General features: G+C 64.2%; 15 protein-coding genes. 8 read left to right on the forward strand and 7 right to left on the reverse strand.

The genetic code is table 11. The features are described 5' to 3' along the window. Positions 1-30: 30 nt before the first annotated feature. On the reverse strand, positions 31-1,212 hold the full coding sequence (locus ACQ4OD_RS03580) for an NnrS family protein (protein WP_430943889.1): 1,182 nt from the start codon (positions 1,210-1,212) through the stop codon (positions 31-33). A gap of 213 nt (positions 1,213-1,425) precedes the next feature. On the opposite strand from ACQ4OD_RS03580, the gene ACQ4OD_RS03585 reads away from it, so the two are divergent. Next, positions 1,426-2,340, forward strand: coding sequence for a site-specific integrase (locus ACQ4OD_RS03585; RefSeq protein WP_139671247.1), 915 nt, complete (start codon positions 1,426-1,428; stop codon positions 2,338-2,340). Between the two features lie 43 nt (positions 2,341-2,383). Here the strand turns inward: ACQ4OD_RS03585 and ACQ4OD_RS03590 are convergent, their stop codons facing one another. Both ACQ4OD_RS03590 and gspG read right to left on the reverse strand, forming a co-directional pair. Beyond that, positions 2,384-3,562: a type II secretion system F family protein gene (locus tag ACQ4OD_RS03590; RefSeq protein WP_139671244.1), complete on the reverse strand. Its 1,179-nt coding sequence runs from the start codon at positions 3,560-3,562 to the stop codon at positions 2,384-2,386. A gap of 11 nt (positions 3,563-3,573) precedes the next feature. Beyond that, positions 3,574-3,999, reverse strand: coding sequence for a type II secretion system major pseudopilin GspG (gspG, locus tag ACQ4OD_RS03595; RefSeq protein WP_102683924.1), 426 nt, complete (start codon positions 3,997-3,999; stop codon positions 3,574-3,576). 186 nt (positions 4,000-4,185) lie between these two features. Between gspG and ACQ4OD_RS03600 the strand changes: the two genes are divergently transcribed. The 4 genes from ACQ4OD_RS03600 (at position 4,186) to ACQ4OD_RS03615 (ending at position 9,512) form a co-directional block, all read left to right on the forward strand. Continuing rightward, positions 4,186-4,785: a lytic transglycosylase domain-containing protein gene (locus ACQ4OD_RS03600; RefSeq protein WP_139671241.1), complete on the forward strand. Its 600-nt coding sequence runs from the start codon at positions 4,186-4,188 to the stop codon at positions 4,783-4,785. Positions 4,786-4,883: 98 nt separating this feature from the next. Further along, positions 4,884-6,329, forward strand: coding sequence for an ATP-binding protein (locus tag ACQ4OD_RS03605; protein ID WP_110699227.1), 1,446 nt, complete (start codon positions 4,884-4,886; stop codon positions 6,327-6,329). A 293-nt stretch (positions 6,330-6,622) separates the two neighbouring features. Beyond that, the gene (locus tag ACQ4OD_RS03610; RefSeq protein WP_198754326.1) at positions 6,623-8,116 is read left to right on the forward strand and encodes a sensor histidine kinase; all 1,494 of its coding nucleotides are present in this window, start codon (positions 6,623-6,625) and stop codon (positions 8,114-8,116) included. Then, entirely contained in the window at positions 8,085-9,512 is a 1,428-nt protein-coding gene (locus tag ACQ4OD_RS03615) for a sigma-54-dependent transcriptional regulator (RefSeq protein ID WP_198754325.1), read from the forward strand. Before ACQ4OD_RS03610 ends, ACQ4OD_RS03615 begins: the two co-directional genes overlap by 32 nt. Before the next feature lie 139 nt (positions 9,513-9,651). Here ACQ4OD_RS03615 and ACQ4OD_RS03620 read toward each other — a convergent pair whose 3' ends face one another. The 4 genes from ACQ4OD_RS03620 to ACQ4OD_RS03635 all read right to left on the reverse strand — a co-directional run bounded on the left by ACQ4OD_RS03620 (position 9,652) and on the right by ACQ4OD_RS03635 (position 13,013). Next, complete coding sequence (locus ACQ4OD_RS03620; RefSeq protein WP_198754324.1) at positions 9,652-10,518, reverse strand: RHS repeat-associated core domain-containing protein; 867 nt, start codon at positions 10,516-10,518, stop codon at positions 9,652-9,654. A gap of 83 nt (positions 10,519-10,601) precedes the next feature. Continuing rightward, positions 10,602-10,898 carry a hypothetical protein gene (locus tag ACQ4OD_RS03625; RefSeq protein ID WP_198754323.1) on the reverse strand — a complete coding sequence of 99 codons (297 nt, stop codon included), beginning with the start codon at positions 10,896-10,898 and terminating at the stop codon, positions 10,602-10,604. Between the two features lie 108 nt (positions 10,899-11,006). Continuing rightward, on the reverse strand, positions 11,007-12,359 hold the full coding sequence (locus tag ACQ4OD_RS03630; protein WP_038706074.1) for a GntP family permease: 1,353 nt from the start codon (positions 12,357-12,359) through the stop codon (positions 11,007-11,009). 114 nt (positions 12,360-12,473) lie between these two features. Beyond that, positions 12,474-13,013: a gluconokinase gene (locus ACQ4OD_RS03635; protein WP_102685267.1), complete on the reverse strand. Its 540-nt coding sequence runs from the start codon at positions 13,011-13,013 to the stop codon at positions 12,474-12,476. A 207-nt stretch (positions 13,014-13,220) separates the two neighbouring features. On the opposite strand from ACQ4OD_RS03635, the gene ACQ4OD_RS03640 reads away from it, so the two are divergent. From ACQ4OD_RS03640 to benB, 3 genes are all read left to right on the forward strand, one after another. Further along, positions 13,221-14,240 carry a LacI family DNA-binding transcriptional regulator gene (locus ACQ4OD_RS03640; RefSeq protein WP_102685268.1) on the forward strand — a complete coding sequence of 340 codons (1,020 nt, stop codon included), beginning with the start codon at positions 13,221-13,223 and terminating at the stop codon, positions 14,238-14,240. A gap of 488 nt (positions 14,241-14,728) precedes the next feature. Next, positions 14,729-16,087 (forward strand): benzoate 1,2-dioxygenase large subunit, encoded by a 1,359-nt coding sequence (benA, locus tag ACQ4OD_RS03645; protein ID WP_430943890.1) that lies wholly within the window; start codon positions 14,729-14,731, stop codon positions 16,085-16,087. Beyond that, positions 16,084-16,569: a benzoate 1,2-dioxygenase small subunit gene (gene benB, locus ACQ4OD_RS03650; protein ID WP_277504346.1), complete on the forward strand. Its 486-nt coding sequence runs from the start codon at positions 16,084-16,086 to the stop codon at positions 16,567-16,569. The genes benA and benB overlap by 4 nt, the downstream gene beginning before the upstream one ends. Positions 16,570-16,609: the final 40 nt, after the last annotated feature.

Here is a 16,609-nt window from a genome sequence, read left to right on the forward strand (position 1 = left end):
CAGATGCGGCCCTGTCGCGGGGCAAGCCCGCTAGCCCGGCATGCCGTCCACCCGCGCACGCAAGAGGATCGGCAGGTAGTGCCAGAGGAACAGCAGCAGCGCCGCGCTGCCGAACAATACCGACAACCCCAGCCCCAGCGGCGTGAACGGCGCCACGATCACGCGGGCCAGTGCCGCCAGCTGGATCAGCGCGAATGCCCAACTCATGCTGTGGGGTACCTGAAGAGGGCGCCCGGTATGCCCCAGGCTGACCCGCGCCATCATCGCCACGATCAGCCCGGTCATGGCGCCGACCGTCAGCGCATGGGCGGCCAGGCTAGGGTTGATCGGCACCCCGGCATGCCACAGCGCCAACCCCAGGCAGGCGGGAATCAGCCAGGCATAGGCCAGGTGCAGCGACCACAGCAACGGCACATGCCACAGACCACGGTCGTGCCACAGCACCAGGCGTATACCATGCAGCACGGCCAGGGCGGCGAACAGCACGGCCATCAGGGGGTGTGATGCATCGTTGAGCCCGAACACATAAGTCAGCGGCAGCGCCACGCTGCCCAGCAGGCAGGCGCGGTCCAGCCAGGGCCGGGCCGGTGCCGGGCTCATGTTGCCCAGGCCGCGGCGGGTGAAGAACGGGATGACCCGGCCGCCGATCACGCTCATCATCGCCGCCACCAGCCACAGCCCGGCCAGCACGCCTCGCCGTTGCCACAGCGGGTCGTCGCGCAGCCAGCCTACAAGGGTCAGCCACTGGCAAGCCGCGAGGAGCAATACCAGGCCGATGATGGGGTAGTTGTTGCGCAGCCGACGCTGGATGATCGGCCGTGCCAGGGCCAGCGCCACCAAGGGCAGGAACGCGCCCTCCATCAGCACCAGGAGCCAGGCGGGCAAGGGCAGGAACCAACTTGCCCGGCCCAGCAGCCAGAGCAGGAACAGCCCCTGCAGTGGTCGGCCACTGAGACCCGGGATGCCACTCCAGTTCTGCACCGCCGTGAGCAGGAAGCCGGCAACGATGGCCACAGCGAAGCCAAACAGCATTTCGTGGCGGTGCCAGGCGAGCATTCCGTCGGCCGGCTCGAGCGCGTAAGCGCCGACCAGCACGCCGGCCCACAGCAGCAGGGCAACCAGGGCGAACAGGCTGCCGCCGAGGAAGAAGGGTCGAAAACCCAGGGCCCAGAGGGCCTGACGGGGGCGGGCGGTGATCGGCTGGACGAGCATGGCGAGGACCTTGGTTCGATCGAAACGGTTGAATGGGGTACCATCACGAACCATGCCAGCGTTCAAAAGCCTTGAATATCAAGGTGATGGCACTTTTGCAGTCATTATGACTCCATTTATATGTTGTCATTTTGACCTTTGTCATTGTTGAAATGACTCGCTTTGCGCCGCCTTGCCTCGATCGCCAGGGCGGCTTGCTACAGGATCCCCGTTGTGACCGACCTCCTGCGCAATCCGCTGCTGCAGTACCTCGCCCGGTTGGCCCCGTCCAGCCAGCTGACCATGCGCTACATCCTGCAGGACGCCGCCGACCGCCTGGGGTTTGCCGACTGCGATATCGCCGAGGTGCCCTGGCACCGCCTGGAACCCGGCCATGTGATCGCCCTGGTCGCGGCGCTGCGCGCCGATGGTTATGCGCCCAACACGTCGTCGTTGTACGTCAATGCCGTGCGTGGAGTGATGAACGAGGCCTGGCGCCAGGGTTTGATCGAGCACGAACAGTTATTGATGATCCGCGAGGTCAAGCCAGCGGGCGGTAGCCGCCTGCCGCCGGGGCGCAATCTGCGGCGCAGCCTGATCCGCGAGCTGATGGACGTGTGCGCCGCCGACCCGCGTCCTCAGGGTGTGCGTGACGCGGCCATCCTGGCGTTGCTCTACGGCACCGGGATGCGCAAATCGGAATCGGTCGATGTGAACCTTGACCAGGTGGATTTCCAGGAGCGCAGCGTGCAAGTGCTGGCCAAGGGCAACCGTCAGCTGGTCAAGTACGCCCCGGCCTGGGCCTTCGACAAGCTGCAGGCCTGGCTCGACCTGCGCCGCCAGCACCTGCCGGCCGGCGAGCGCGACGACAGCTTCCTGTTCAATCGCATCCGCCGTGGCAGCCACATCACCCGCGCGCGCATCACCAAGCACGCGATCTACTACATCGCCCGCCAGCGCGGGGCACAGGTGGGGGCGAAGATCATGCCGCATGATTTTCGCCGTGCATTCATCACCCGGGTGATCGAGGAGCACGACCTGTCGATCGCGCAGAAGCTGGCGCACCACGCCAATATCCAGACCACGGCCGCTTATGACCGGCGCGATGACAACGAGCGGCGGCGGGCTGTGGAGCGGTTCGACTACTGATTCGCGGCAATCGTGGGAACCGCCCCCGCAGACCCTTGGCTGCTCAATGAATGCTCGATGCCAGCTCGAAGATCGGCATGTACATCAGGATCACGATCAGCCCGATCAGCAGGCCGATAAAGGTCATCAACAATGGCTCGAACAGCTTCACGAACCACTCCACCCAGCGCCCTATTTCCTGGTCGTGAAAATCCGCGCATCGCTCGAGCATCTCGCCCAGGTTGCCCGACTGTTCGCCGGCACGCAGCAGGCGCAGCGAGACGGGGGTCACCAGTTGGCCGGCCTGCAGCGCATCGGATAACGGCAGGCCCTCGGCGACCCGTTGACTGGCCTGCTCCAGGCCCTCGGCCGCGGTGCTGCCCAGCAGGCCGCGGGCCATGCCTAGCGCTGTGAGGATGGGGATGCCGCCTTGCAGCAGAATCCCCAGCGAACGGTAGAAGCGCGCCAGCTCGTACATCATCAGGCGTTGGTGCAGCGCGGGCAGTCGGCGCAACAAGCGGCCGGCGCCACGGCGCACGGCCGGGTGGCGGCGCAGGGCGACCAGGGCGCCGACGCCGGCAAGCATGCCCAGTCCCAGGGGCAGTTGCTGGGCATGCAGGAACAGGCCAATCTGCATCAGCACCCGCGACAGCCACGGCAGTTCGGTGCCCATCCCCTCGAACACCAGGCTGAAGCGTGGCACCACGTACCCCAGCAGGAACAGCACCACGCCACCGCCCACCAGCAATAACAGCAGCGGGTAGACCGAGGCACCGACCAGCTTCTGGCGGACCAGATCCAGCCGCTGGCGATAGCCGATGTAGCGGGTGAGGGCGTCGCCCAGGGCGCCGGTGCGTTCGCTGGACTGCACCAAGGCCACGTACAGGGTCGGGAATACCCGCGGCTGCAGGGCCAAGGCCTGGGACAGCGAGCGCCCCTCGTAGAGCTGGCGCACCAGTTGCTCCAAGGTCTTGCGCGTGGCGCCGCCCGGGGCTTTCTCGGCCAGGCTCTCGAGGGCATCGATCAACGGCAGGCCGGCACCGAGCAAGGTGGCCAGCTCCTGGCTGAACAGCATCAGGTCGAACGCCGTCGTGCGCCGTCGCAGGGCCAGGCCCTGGCTGCGCACGCTGAGCACGCGCAGCCCCTGGTCCTCGGCCTGGCGCCGGGCCTGGTCGCTGTCCTCGGCCTCCACCTGCAATTGCACCACGCCCTGGCTTCCCAGGGCCTTGAGCTGATAGCGCATGGCCGGGCTCCTCATTGCCAACTGGTGATCTCGGCGTTTTCACCGTCACCACCGGGTTGGCCGTCCTTGCCCATCGACAGCAGGTCGTACTCGCCGCCGTTCTCGCCGGGCTGTTTGTAGATGTAGGGGCGGCCCCAAGGGTCCTGTGGCACGGTCTTCTGCAGGTAGGGGCCCGACCAGCGCGCTTCGCCACCAGGCGCGACCACCAGGGCTTGCAGGCCCTGCTCGCTGCTGGGGTAGTGGCCGACCTCCAGGCGGTAGAGGTCCAGGGCCTTGCCCAACCCCTCTATCTGTGCCCGGGCCACCTTGGCCTCGGAGCGTCCCAGTTGGCTGAAGTACTTGGGCGCGACGATGCCGGCCAACAGGCCCAGCACCACCAGCACCACCAACAGTTCGAGCAGGGTGAAGCCGCGTTGGGGACGGATGCTGCGTTGCATGGTGAAACCCTCCGTTGCATTTATCCCTGATATGCAACAGCCGTGCACGTCTGCGCCGGGCCCTTGCGCCATGGGCTGCGGCGGGCGGCACGCGGCTTGCGTCGCAGTCGAAAAGCCCGGGTTAACGGGGCATCTCCCCCACATCGGGGGCCACGCTTGGGTTATTTGCGGCGGGAGGCGAACGACATGCGAGGACTGATCCTGGGATTGGCGGCGGGGCTGATGGCGTTCGGCGCCCAAGCCGACATCTATGTCTCCAGCGACGGCAAGGGCGGCTTCGTGCTGTCCAATGTGCACCGGCCTGGCCGGCATTACGACCGGGTCATCAGCGAACGTGCGACAGCGGGCGGGCCAGTCAATGCGCAACTGATCACCGGGCGGCCCTATGCAGACCTGGTGGCGGCCGCGGCGTTGGCCCACGGTGTGCCCCCGGCGTTGCTGCACGCGCTGATCAAGGCCGAGTCCGGCTACAACCCCAAGGCTCGCTCGGCCAAGGGCGCGGCGGGGCTGATGCAACTGATGCCGGACACGGCGAAGGAGATGGGCGTCAAGGATGTACTCGATCCACAGGCCAACGTGCAGGGAGGGGCGCGCTACCTCAAGCGCATGCTCACGCTGTTCGACAACGACATCACGTTGGCCGTGGCGGCCTACAACGCGGGGCCTGAGGCGGTTCTCAGCCGTGGACGGGTGGTGCCGCCGTTCGCCGAGACCCTGCGCTACGTGCCGAATGTGTTGCGCGACTATCGCCTGCTGCGCGGGCTGGCTGGGGATGCGCCGCTTTGAGCGGCAAGGTGTTCTCCGTGATCAATAGCCTCACCTCACCCATGCTTTCCCCAACTCTGGGCTATAACCTGTAGAGGTGCCCAGCCGCGGAGCCCGCCATGGACCTCGCCCCCCGTCCCGACACATTGCTGCCCGCCGAAATCGGCCAGGCGCGCAAGCCGTTCGACCTGCTGCGCTGGTACGCCTGGGTCAGCCTGGCGATCATCCTGTCGGTGGGGGTTGGCCTGGGCCTGATCTCAAGCCGCTTCATCATTGACGAGAGCGTCGAGCGCGATGCCTTGCTCACCGCCCAGTTCATCACCTCCATCGCCGACGCCGAAGTGCGCCATGTCTCGATTCCCAACGTGCGGACCATGGGTGAGCTGCTAGATCCGCGCACCGACCATGCCTTGCCCGATGTCGACCCTGAGGCCCGGCGCCGGGCCCGTGGCGAGTTCCTCGACCATATCGCGCACCTGCCGGACATGCTCCTGGCCAACATCTATGCCCCTGATCGCACGGTGATCTGGTCGAGCAACCCGGCGCTGATCGGCAAGCTGATCGAGTCGGACGACGACCTCGACCGGGCATTCGAGTACAAGATGCGGGTGTCGGCCAGCTACCACAACTTCGAGCAGGCGCGCAGCGAGCAGAAGTTCGTCACCCCGCCCGAGCAGCTATTCATCGAGAACTACATCCCCTTGTTCGACGCCGACGGCGAAAACGTCATGGCGATGGTCGAGATCTACAAGGAACCCCATGATCTGATCGTGCGTATCGAGCACGGCCTGCTGCTGATATGGCTGGCCATCGCCGCGGGTGCCGGCCTGGTGTATGTCGGTCTGTACGGCATCATGCGCCGCGCCGCCCGGCTGGTGGCGGTGCAGCAGAAGCGGCTGATCGGCAACGAAACCTTCGTGGCCCTGGGCGAGGTGTCGTCGGCGGTGGCCCACAGCCTGCGCAACCCGCTGGCCAGCATCCGCTCCAGCGCCGAGCTGGCCCAGGCCTTCGACGATGGCCCGGCGCAGAAGAACATCAGCGACATCATCAGCCAGGTCGACCGCATGTCGCAATGGGTGCGTGAGCTGCTGCAATCGCTGCGCCCGCTTGGCGATGAAGCCGTGGCGGTGGATGTAGCCCAGAGCCTGCGCGACAGCTTGCAGGCGTTTGCCCACGCGCTGGAGCGCGGCGGCGTGCGGTTGCTGCTGCCTGAGCTGCCAAGCGTGCAGGTGCTGGGCCAGCCGGCGCTGCTCGGGCAAATCTTCAGCAGCCTGATCGCCAACGCCCTGGAGTCGATGGAGGCCGGTGGCGAGCTGCGTGTTGAAGTGGTGCGCAATGATCGGCGTAATCTGAGCCTGCGGCTCTCGGATACCGGCAAGGGCATGAACGAGCAACAGCAGCGCATGGCCTTCCGGCCATTCTTCACTACCAAGCAAGGCGGCGTGGGCGTGGGGCTGATGCTGGTGAAAAGGATCATGGAGCGCTTCGGCGGCTCGGTGCGGTTGAGCAGTCGTGAGGGGGCAGGGACCCGGGTACTGCTGAATTTTCGGGTGGCATCAACTTAACCTTAAGCTATAGATATTGAGTCCAATACACTGATTTATAAGAAAATTATCAAAAATGGGTGACCGTTACCCAAAAGTGGGGAATTATCCAACAAGCAAGATTAATAATGATCTTCAACATAATGATTTATAAAGAAAAATCATAAATTCAAGTTGCTGGCTGGCTTTTTGCTAGACCTCTCGCAAGCCTGCGCTGACACCTTCAGCAAAGGTTCGATGGAATCACTTTGCTACCACCGGTAGCAGAGCAGCATGCCGGTGAACCTCATCGGCGTTCAGGTGGGAACGACGCGATGCAGACGCTCGAAAACGGTGCCCCCGACAAGGCCGCGCCTCCCGCCAGCGGGTTGGCAACGCCGCTGTACGAGTTCAACCTGCTGCGCTGGTTCTCGCTGGTCAGCCTGCTGATCATCGCCTCGGTCGCCGGTGGATTGGGCTATGTGTCGACACGTTTCGTGGTGCGCGACAGCGTCGAGCGCGACGCCATGCTCACCGCCCAGTTCATCCAGGCCATGGCCCAGGCCGAGGTGCGGCACTCGCAGCTGCCGCCGGGCATCACCATGGGCGAGTTGCTCGATCCGCGCCTCGACCAGCAGCACCTGCAGTTCACTCCGCAGTTGGCCGAGTCGACCCGGGTGGAGTTCCTCGACCACGTCGAGCACCTGCCCGACACCTTGCTGGCCAACGTCTATGCCCGCGACCGCACGGTGGTGTGGTCGACCAACCCGCACCTGATCGGCAAGCGCATCGATGAAGATGACGATCTGGAACGCGCCTTCCGCTCGCGCAAGTCGGTGTCGGCCAGCTATCACAAGGCCGACGAGGACCGCGAAGAGCAGAAGTTCCAGCGCGAGCCCCGGCACCTGTTCATCGAGAACTACATCCCGCTGTTCGACAGCCAGGGCGAGCAGGTGCTGGCGATGGTCGAGATCTACAAGGAGCCGCATGACCTGGTGCGGCGCATCCATCGCGGTTATGTGCTGATCTGGGCTTCCACCTTGGTCGGAGGGGCGTTGATCTACTTCGGCCTGTTCTGGATCGTGCGCCGCGCCGCCAGCCTGCTGCATCACCAGCAAGACCGCCTGGTGGCCAGCGAGACCTATGTGGCCCTGGGCGAGATGTCCTCGGCGGTGGCTCACAGTTTGCGCAACCCATTGGCCAATATCCGCTCCAGCGCAGAACTGGCCCAGGACATCGCCAGCCCGGCGGCGCAGAAGAACATCGGTGACATCATCACCCAGGTCGATCGCATGTCGCGCTGGGTCCGCGACCTGCTGGTGTCGCTGCGCCCGACCAGCGACGAAGCCGAGTCGGTCGACCTGGTGGCGGCCATCGAGGATGCGCGGCAGGCCTTCGCTCCTCAGATCGAGCGCAACAACGTGCGCTTCGCCTTCGTCGGGCCAGCGACGCAATGGGTGGCCAGCCAACCGTTGCAACTGACGCAGATCCTCAACAGCCTGTTTGCCAACGCCCTGGAGGCCATGCCCCAAGGCGGCGAGCTGCGCGCCGAGGTGCGCCAGCTGGAGGGGCAGCAGGCGCAACTGCAGCTCAGCGATACCGGGAAGGGCATGAGCGAGCAGCAGCGGCGCATGGTGTTCAAGCCGTTCTTCACCACCAAACAAGGCGGCCTGGGTGTTGGCCTGGCCCTGGTCAAAAGGATCATGGAACGCTTTGGCGGCGCGGTCGAACTGACCAGCCGCGAAGAGGAAGGAACCCGCGTCAGCCTGACTTTCAATATTGCAGCGGGAGGGGACCATGGAGCACAGCATCCTGGTGGTCGAGGATGATGAAATCCTTGCCGACAACATTCGCACCTACCTGAACCTCAAAGGGTTCGAGGTCACGGTGTGCCACAGCGCGGAACTGGCGCTGGAGCAGATCAAGCGTGCCCGGCCTGACGCCGTGCTGACCGACAATTCGCTGCCCGGCATGAGCGGCCACGACCTGTTGCGCTCGCTGGTAGCCCAGGCGCCGGAGCTCAAAGTGATCATGATGACCGGCTACGGCAACGTCGAAGACGCCGTGCTGGCCATGAAGGAGGGCGCGTTCCACTACCTCACCAAGCCGGTAGTGCTGGCCGAGCTCAAGCTGATGCTGGACAAGGCCCTGGCCGCCGAACGCATGGAGCGCACGCTGTCGTTCTACCAGGAACGCGAGGCGCAGAAGTCCGGTTTGCAGGCATTGATCGGCGAGTCGCCGGCCATGCTAGAGCTCAAGCACACCTTGCAGCAGCTGCTCGATGCCGAACGGCGCATGGCCAGCGGCGACCTGCCGCCGGTGTTGGTCGAGGGCGAGACCGGTACCGGCAAGGAGCTGGTGGCGCGCGCCCTGCATTTCGACGGCAGCCGGGCCAAGGGGCCGTTCATCGAGTTCAACTGCGCCTCGATTCCCGCCAACCTGCTGGAGGCCGAACTGTTCGGCCACGAAAAAGGCGCGTTCACCGATGCCAAGGAGCGTCGCGTGGGCCTGGTCGAGGCGGCTGACGGCGGCACCCTGTTCCTCGACGAGATCGGCGAGATGGACCTGGTGCTGCAGGCCAAGCTGCTCAAACTGCTGGAGGACCGCACCATCCGCCGGATCGGCGCGGTCAAGGAGCGCAAGGTTGACCTGCGGGTGATCAGCGCCACCAACTGCAACCTCGAGCAAATGGTCCAGCAGGGCAAGTTCCGCCGCGACCTGTTCTTCCGCCTGCGCATCATCGCCCTCAAGGTGCCGCGTTTGTACGCGCGCGGGCAGGATATCCTGCGCCTGGCGCGGCATTTCCTGGCCCACCACGGGCGGCGCTACGGCAAGCCCAACCTGCGCTTCTCGGCCGAGGCCGAGGCGCTGATGCTGGGCTACGGTTGGCCGGGCAATGTGCGGGAACTGCGAAACATGCTCGAGCAGACGGTGCTACTGGCACCGAGCGAAGTGATCGGCGCCCATCAGTTGAACCTGTGCCTGACCCTGGTCGACGAGCCACAGGCGCAACCTGCGCAGGTGCTGGCGTTCGAAGCGCCGCGCCACGAGCTCCCCGGTACCGCCAGCCTGCCGGATATGGAACGCGACATGGTCTGCCGCACCCTTGATCGCACTGACTGGAACGTCACCAAGTCGGCGCGGCTGCTGGGACTGTCGCGGGACATGCTGCGCTACAAGATCGAGAAACTCGGCCTGACCCGGCCGGACAAGCGCCAGTGGTGACCAGCCCAGCGCGATCCCTGTAGGAGCACCTTGTGCCGCGAAAGGGCCGCACAGCGGCCCCGGCAGGCCCAAGTCGGACGTCAAATATCAACACCTTGAAAGAGCTGATGTTAAAGACGAAAACGGGGCGCCCCAGTACCTACGAGGCGCTACGGACTTGAGCCAGAGGATAAAACATTTGAGGTACGGCTGTAGTCAGTTTGTCGTTATCCTCAGGATCATACTCATGTAGAGGCATTGGTTTACCATCTTCCGAAAGCCGGTTAATTAGGGGGGCCTTGGGGGCTTTGAGCTTTCTCATGTATGCGATAACTGGTCTGTGCAATGTATCGGCGACAATTTGTGCGGCGCCCGTGGACCCTGCATAGCATGCGAGTAGGACAAGGGGTTTGTTTGGGTCTTTGCGGTAGGCTTTAATCCCCATCAGTCGAGGGGCAATCTCTTTCCTTGCCACTTTTTCCGCTGCCCTGAGATGACCGAACTCATTGGTCAACCGCGAGCCGCTCGGTGTGGAGTGTGTAACGAAGCCTGCCATCCCACTACCTAGTACCTCTTTATGGAACACGGTTGGCGCAATCTGGTCATTACCTTTGAACAGAACCTGATATGGCCCTTCGAACACAACCCTTCCAGCAAAAGCATTAAGGACTTTCTCCACAATATGCCCGGAAGGGTCAGTATTGTTGACCGGGTCACCCGCGCAGTAGGTATAGGCGTTGATGCCTCCATCACCGAACGGGCTTTTACTATCGGCGGAGTGGAAGCGCATCAAGACGCTATTGAAGGCGCGATAGCCATTGCCCAGAAGATAGAGGGGGATGGGCAGTTCCAGAGGCTGTCCGTTGAACCTCAACAACGTTGAGTCGTTACGTTCTGGTAGGTAGCCGTAAGGGCAATAGGTGAATGTGGAGGGCTGTGATACATGGCTTCTCCTCAATACAGTGGCCTGCCGGTCGACAGCCAGTATTCCCGGGGCTTCTGAACGGCCCCGGTTTGATTTGTCCATGGTCGACCCCGATCAGTATTCCCTGGTAATACTGGTGCGCCACTGGGTGCTGTACAACTGGTAAAAATGTCAGGTGGCAGGGCTCAGGGCTTGCTGCTCCCTGAGCTTCCCCCGTCACGCCCCATCCCCTCCGAGCCGCTGTCCCCCATCCCCGGCAGATCACGATCATCGTTCTGCTCGGCTGGCGGGCTGTCCGGGTCATTGCCTTTGATCCGCGGGTCGGTATCCCGTGGCATGGGCTTTTCGATCGGGTTGAGGGTGCTGTCCACGCCGGGCTTGGGCGCCGGGTTGTGCGGGTCGTCAGGGTAGGTGGCGCCGGTACCGGCGGCGAAGGCCAGGGGCGAGGCGAGCAGGGCGGCAAGCAGGAAGGAACGGTTCATGCGGGCAAGCTCCTTTGCGATGACAAGAAGTCGGCCCCGCCTGCGCAGGGCCTCGTTCTCATATGGGCCATGGCCCCATCAGCAAGGTGCCATCACGGCGACCAACGGTCACACCACCATCGACAGCAGCATGATGAAGATGATGCCGACCACCGAGAGGATGGTTTCCATCATGCTCCAGGTCTTGAACGTCTCGGCCACGGTCATGTTGAAGTACTGCTTGACCAGCCAGAAGCCGGCGTCGTTGACGTGGGACAGGATCAGCGAGCCGGCGCCGGTGGCCAGCACCAGCAGTTCGCGGTTGACGCCCGGCACCAGGTCGATCACCGGGGCGACGATGCCGGCGCCGGTGATGGTGGCCACCGTGGCGGAGCCGGTGGCGATGCGGATCACCGCTGCCACCAGCCAGGCCAGCATGATCGGCGAAATCTCGGCCTGCACCGCCATCTGCCCGATCACGTTGCCCACGCCGGTGTCGACCAGCATCTGCTTGAAGCCACCGCCAGCGCCGACGATCAGCACGATGGCGGCGGTGGGGGCCAGGCTCTGGTCGAGCATCTTCATGATCTGCTGGCGGTTGAAGCCACGGGCCGAACCGAAGGTGTAGAAGGCCAGCAGCAGTGCGGCGAGCAGGGCGGTGATCGGGTGGCCGATCAGGTCCATCCACTGACGCACGATGTGCTCGGCCGGCAGCACCACGTCGGCGAAGGTCTTGAGCAGCATCAGCACCACCGGCAGCAGCACGGTGATCAGGGTCACGCTGAAGCTGGGCAGGTTCTGCTGGTTCGACTCGCGGGCGATCTGGTCCATCAGCTCCTGGGACGGGTTGCCCGGGATGTAGCGCGAAATGAAATTACCGAACAGGGGGCCGGCAATCACCGCCGTAGGCAGGGCCACCAGCAGGCCATAGAAGATGGTCTTGCCGATGTCGGCGTGGAAAATGCCGATCGCCAGCAGCGGGCCCGGGTGCGGCGGTACCAGGCCGTGCACCACCGAAAGGCCCGCCAGCAGCGGGATGCCGATCTTCACCAGCGATACGCCGGAGCGGCGGGCGACGATGAACACCAGCGGGATCAGCAGCACGAAGCCGATCTCGAAGAACAGCGGGATGCCCACCAGGAAGGCGGCGAACATCATCGCCCAGTGCACCTTCTGCTTGCCGAAGGCGCGGATCAGGGTCTGGGCGATCTGGTCCGCGCCGCCGGAGTCGGCCATCAGCTTGCCGAGCATGGTGCCCAGGGCCAGGACGATGCCGACGAAGCCGAGCACGCCGCCGAAGCCGTCCTGGAACGACTTCATCACCTTGGCCACCGGCATGCCGGAGGTCAGGCCGAGAAAGCCCGCGGCTATGGTGAGGGCGACGAAGGGGTGGACCTTGAAATGGGTGATCAGCAGGATGAGCCCGACGATGGTGACCAGCGCGTCGAGTAGCAGGAAGGTATCGGTAGCCAGTCCGAACATGGTTCGTGAACCTCGGTCTTTTCGTTGTTGTTTTGGTATCGCGTGTCTTGCGGTAATCAGCCTTGAGAGGCCTGGAGACAGCGCTGTCTTTGGTGAGCCGGAAAAACCGCCGGGTCAGGCAGTCCGCGCCAACGCCTGCTCACCGCAAGGCTTTAGCCACTGATGCACGTCCTCGGCCAGCGTGGGCAGCGGGCGGGTGGCGTCCAGGGCCAGGGTCAGGGGCTCTGCGTGCGGCGGCTCGAGCGCTGCGAACTGGCTGTCGATCAGGCTGGCCGGCATGAAGTGACCGGGGCGCGCGAGTACGCGTTTCTCGGCTTCCTGCGGGGTCAGCTCGAGGAACACGAAGCACAACTCGGGCACGGCCAGGCGCAGGGTGTCCCGATAGCGGCGCTTGAGGGCCGAGCAAGTGAGGATCGGGCGTTCACCGGCGGCGAGGGTGGCCTGCAGCTCCTCGCCCAGGCGCACCAGCCAGCCGGCACGGTCGTCGTCGTTCAGGGGAATGCCGGCGCTCATCTTGGCGATGTTGGCGGCGGGGTGGAAGGCATCGCCTTCGATCAGGCGGCCGCCGCTGCGGGTGGCAATGGCAGCACCGACGCTGCTTTTACCGCAGCCGGCCACGCCCATGACCACGATCGCGGACAGGGAAGGGTTCATCTGTACCTCCTGCTGGGTGAGATAGCGCTGTCTCGGTCGCGACGAGCCGAACACCATGCGCCACCCTCCCGGGTGTTATTGATCTTGTCTTTGGCAGTATGGACGCTGAACGCATGCCTGCTACCAAGATTGCATTGCCTGCATCCAGAGACAGCGCTACCTTAGTGACCGTTCCCCATTCCTGCAAGCAGTAAAATTACAATACTCATGTCCCGTACTGGCTCGCGTACTACCGGTCGTCCCACCCTGGCGGAAGTCGCCAGGCTTTCCGGGGTTTCCCCGATCACCGCCTCCCGCGCCTTGCGTGGCGTCAGCACCGTCGCGCCGGAGCTGGCACAGAAGGTCATGGCCGCGGCGGCAAGCCTCGGCTATGTCGCCAACCCGGCCGCCCGTGCCTTGGCGTCGGCGCGCAGCCAGTCGGTGGTGGTGTTGATCCCCTCACTGTCCAACCAGCTGTTCATCGACACCCTCGAGGCCATTCACGAGGTGATGCGCCCCCGTGGCCTGGAGGTGCTCATTGGCAACTATCACTACGATGTCGCCGAGGAAGAGAACCTGATCCGCAATTACCTGGCCTACCAGCCGTGCGGCGTGTTGCTCACCGGCTTCGAGCGCAGCGAGGCCTCGCGGCAGATGCTGGCCGCGAGCCAAGTACCGTGCGTGCACATGATGGAGCTGGGCGGCGAGGGCGATGCCTTGTCGGTAGGGTTCTCCCAGCACGCGGCCGGGCGCGCCGCGGCGCGGCACTTGATCGAGCGTGGCCGCCGACGTCTGGGGTTCATCGCCGCGCAGCTCGACCCTCGGGTGATGCAGCGCGCCGAAGGCTTCCGTCAGGCGCTCGCCGAGGCCGGTCTGCAAGCCCCCGAGCTTGAAGTGCTCGACCCGCAACCCTCGTCCATCGGCCTGGGCGGCACGCTGTTCAGCCGCCTGCTGGCCCAGGCGCCGGATGTCGATGGTATCTTCTTCTGCAACGACGACCTGGCCCAGGGCGCGGTGCTGCAGGCCCTGCGCGAAGGCATCGAGGTGCCGCGCAGGGTGGCGATGGTGGGCTTCAACGACCTGCCGGCCTCGGCGCACATGGTCCCGCGGCTGACTTCGATCCGTACCCCGCGCGCGGCAGTCGGCCGTGGCGCGGCGCAGGCGTTGCTGGCGCTGCTCGACGGCAAGCGGGTGGCTACTGGGCAGCAGGACTTGGGCTTCGAGCTGATGGTGCGGGAGAGTTCCTAGTGTGGTGTTTTACAAATACGACCAATAAATCGCTGCGAGTTATGGTGGTTATTTGTGAAACACTACACTAGTGCCGGCACCGCGTCGGTGACGGCGCTGTCAGCCAGCGTGGGGAACCCACCTGGCACCACCTTTGCAAAACTCTTTGTAAAGCTGCTCAAAAACCCGACCTGTCGAACCGGTGGGCTGTAGCCAAGCAAACCGGCAGGATGGCAATCAAGTACGGGCCTCTTGCTCCCGTCTATTGGGTATATGACTGGCTGCGACCCATGCCAGCGGTGCCCGACCAAGTGGCGGCTGCGTCTGCTCAATCTTCCGCCGCCAAGTCCCCGGTCCAGTACTGATATCCGGCAGCCGGCAGACACACGCAGTGAACTTCGCAGCGACGCTGCATAAAACGGATATCACTCTGCACAATCCGGATATCCGCGCCCCACCCACGGACCTAATCTGACCCGGCCTGAACAATAACAATGGAGGCCCTGGCCATGTCCCTGGGATTCGACTATCTCAACGCTTTGCTCGAGGATGACCGGGAGCAAGGCGTCTACCGCTGCAAGCGCGAGATGTTCACCGACCCGCGCCTGTTCGACCTGGAGATGAAACACATCTTCGAGGGCAACTGGATCTACCTGGCCCACGAAAGCCAGATCCCCGCCAACAACGACTTCCTCGCCCTGACCATGGGGCGCCAGCCGGTCTTCATCGCGCGTAACAAGGACGGTGAGCTCAACGCCTTCCTCAACGCCTGCAGCCACCGCGGCGCCATGCTCTGCCGGCACAAGCGCGGCAACCGGTCCAGCTACACCTGCCCGTTCCACGGCTGGACTTTCAACAACAGCGGCAAGCTGCTCAAGGTCAAAGACCCAGGCGAGGCCGGCTACCCCGACAGCTTCAACTGCGACGGCTCCCACGACCTGACCCGGGTCGCCCGTTTCGAGTCGTACCGGGGCTTCCTGTTCGGCAGCCTGAATGCCGACGTCAAGCCGCTGATCGAGCACCTGGGCGAGTCGGCGAAGATCATCGACATGATCGTCGACCAGTCCCCTGAGGGCCTGGAAGTGCTGCGTGGCGCCAGCTCCTACATCTACGAAGGCAACTGGAAACTCACCGCCGAGAACGGCGCCGACGGCTATCACGTCAGTTCCGTGCACTGGAACTATGCCGCTACCCAGACCCAGCGCAAGCAGCGCGAGGCAGGCGACGAGATCAAGACCATGAGCGCCGGTGCCTGGGCCAAGCAGGGCGGCGGCTTCTACTCCTTCGAGCACGGCCACTTGCTGCTCTGGACCCGCTGGGCCAACCCCGAGGATCGGCCGGCCTACGAGCGCCGCGAGCAACTGGCCGCAGACTTCGGCCAGGCTCGCGCCGACTGGATGATCGAGCATTCGCGCAACCTGTGCCTGTACCCCAACGTCTACCTGATGGACCAGTTCAGCTCGCAGATCCGAGTGGCCCGACCGATTTCGGTGAACAAGACCGAGATCACCATCTACTGCATCGCGCCCAAGGGCGAAAGTGCCGACGCCCGGGCCAGGCGTATCCGCCAGTACGAGGATTTCTTCAACGTCAGTGGCATGGCCACTCCGGACGACCTGGAGGAATTCCGTTCCTGCCAGACCGGCTACGGCAGCGGAAGGGGTTGGAACGACATGTCCCGAGGGGCGAAGCACTGGATCGAAGGCGCCGACGAGGCGGCAGGCGAGATCGCGTTGAAACCGCTGCTGTCGGGCGTGCGCACCGAGGACGAAGGCTTGTTCGTGCTGCAGCACAAGTATTGGCAGGACAGCATGATCCAGGCACTGAAGGACGAACAGCGACTGATCGCCGTGGAGGCTGTGCAATGAGCCTGCATGACATCGTGCGCGATTTCCTCTACCGCGAGGCGCGCTACCTGGACGACGCCCAGTGGGACGCGTGGCTGGCGCTGTACGCCGCCGACGCGACCTTCTGGATGCCTGCCTGGGATGACGACGATACGCTGACCCGCGATCCGCAGAGCGAGATCTCGCTGATCTGGTACGGCAACCGTGGCGGCCTCGAGGACCGAGTGTTCCGTATCAAGACCGAGCGCTCCAGCGCCACGGTGCCAGACACCCGCACCTGCCACAACCTCAGCAACATCGAGATCGTCGAGGTGGGCGAGGGCAGCTGCCAGGTGCGTTTCAACTGGCACACCCTGAGCTTTCGCTACAAGACCACCGACAGCTACTTCGGCACCAGCTTCTACAGCCTTGACCTGCGTGGCGAGCAGCCGCTGGTCAAGGCCAAGAAGGTGGTCTTGAAGAACGACTACGTACGTCAGGTCATCGACATCTACCACATCTGATCCAGCGCCGAGCCTGCCGGTGTGCCCTTGGCGCGCTGCG

It is taken from the genome of Pseudomonas sp. WC1, assembly GCF_050586565.1.
GTDB lineage: Bacteria > Pseudomonadota > Gammaproteobacteria > Pseudomonadales > Pseudomonadaceae > Aquipseudomonas.

Coding starts and splice junctions, on each gene's coding strand:
- benB (WP_277504346.1), top strand. CDS start 16,084: ATGAGCCTGCATGACATCGTGCGCGATTTCCTCTACCGCGAGGCGCGC.
- gspG (WP_102683924.1), bottom strand. CDS start 3,999: ATGCAACGCAGCATCCGTCCCCAACGCGGCTTCACCCTGCTCGAACTG.
- ACQ4OD_RS03580 (WP_430943889.1), bottom strand. CDS start 1,212: ATGCTCGTCCAGCCGATCACCGCCCGCCCCCGTCAGGCCCTCTGGGCC.
- ACQ4OD_RS03605 (WP_110699227.1), top strand. CDS start 4,884: ATGGACCTCGCCCCCCGTCCCGACACATTGCTGCCCGCCGAAATCGGC.
- ACQ4OD_RS03620 (WP_198754324.1), bottom strand. CDS start 10,518: ATGGACAAATCAAACCGGGGCCGTTCAGAAGCCCCGGGAATACTGGCT.
- ACQ4OD_RS03600 (WP_139671241.1), top strand. CDS start 4,186: ATGCGAGGACTGATCCTGGGATTGGCGGCGGGGCTGATGGCGTTCGGC.
- ACQ4OD_RS03635 (WP_102685267.1), bottom strand. CDS start 13,013: ATGAACCCTTCCCTGTCCGCGATCGTGGTCATGGGCGTGGCCGGCTGC.
- ACQ4OD_RS03625 (WP_198754323.1), bottom strand. CDS start 10,898: ATGAACCGTTCCTTCCTGCTTGCCGCCCTGCTCGCCTCGCCCCTGGCC.
- ACQ4OD_RS03590 (WP_139671244.1), bottom strand. CDS start 3,562: ATGCGCTATCAGCTCAAGGCCCTGGGAAGCCAGGGCGTGGTGCAATTG.
- benA (WP_430943890.1), top strand. CDS start 14,729: ATGTCCCTGGGATTCGACTATCTCAACGCTTTGCTCGAGGATGACCGG.
- ACQ4OD_RS03610 (WP_198754326.1), top strand. CDS start 6,623: ATGCAGACGCTCGAAAACGGTGCCCCCGACAAGGCCGCGCCTCCCGCC.
- ACQ4OD_RS03615 (WP_198754325.1), top strand. CDS start 8,085: ATGGAGCACAGCATCCTGGTGGTCGAGGATGATGAAATCCTTGCCGAC.
- ACQ4OD_RS03630 (WP_038706074.1), bottom strand. CDS start 12,359: ATGTTCGGACTGGCTACCGATACCTTCCTGCTACTCGACGCGCTGGTC.
- ACQ4OD_RS03640 (WP_102685268.1), top strand. CDS start 13,221: ATGTCCCGTACTGGCTCGCGTACTACCGGTCGTCCCACCCTGGCGGAA.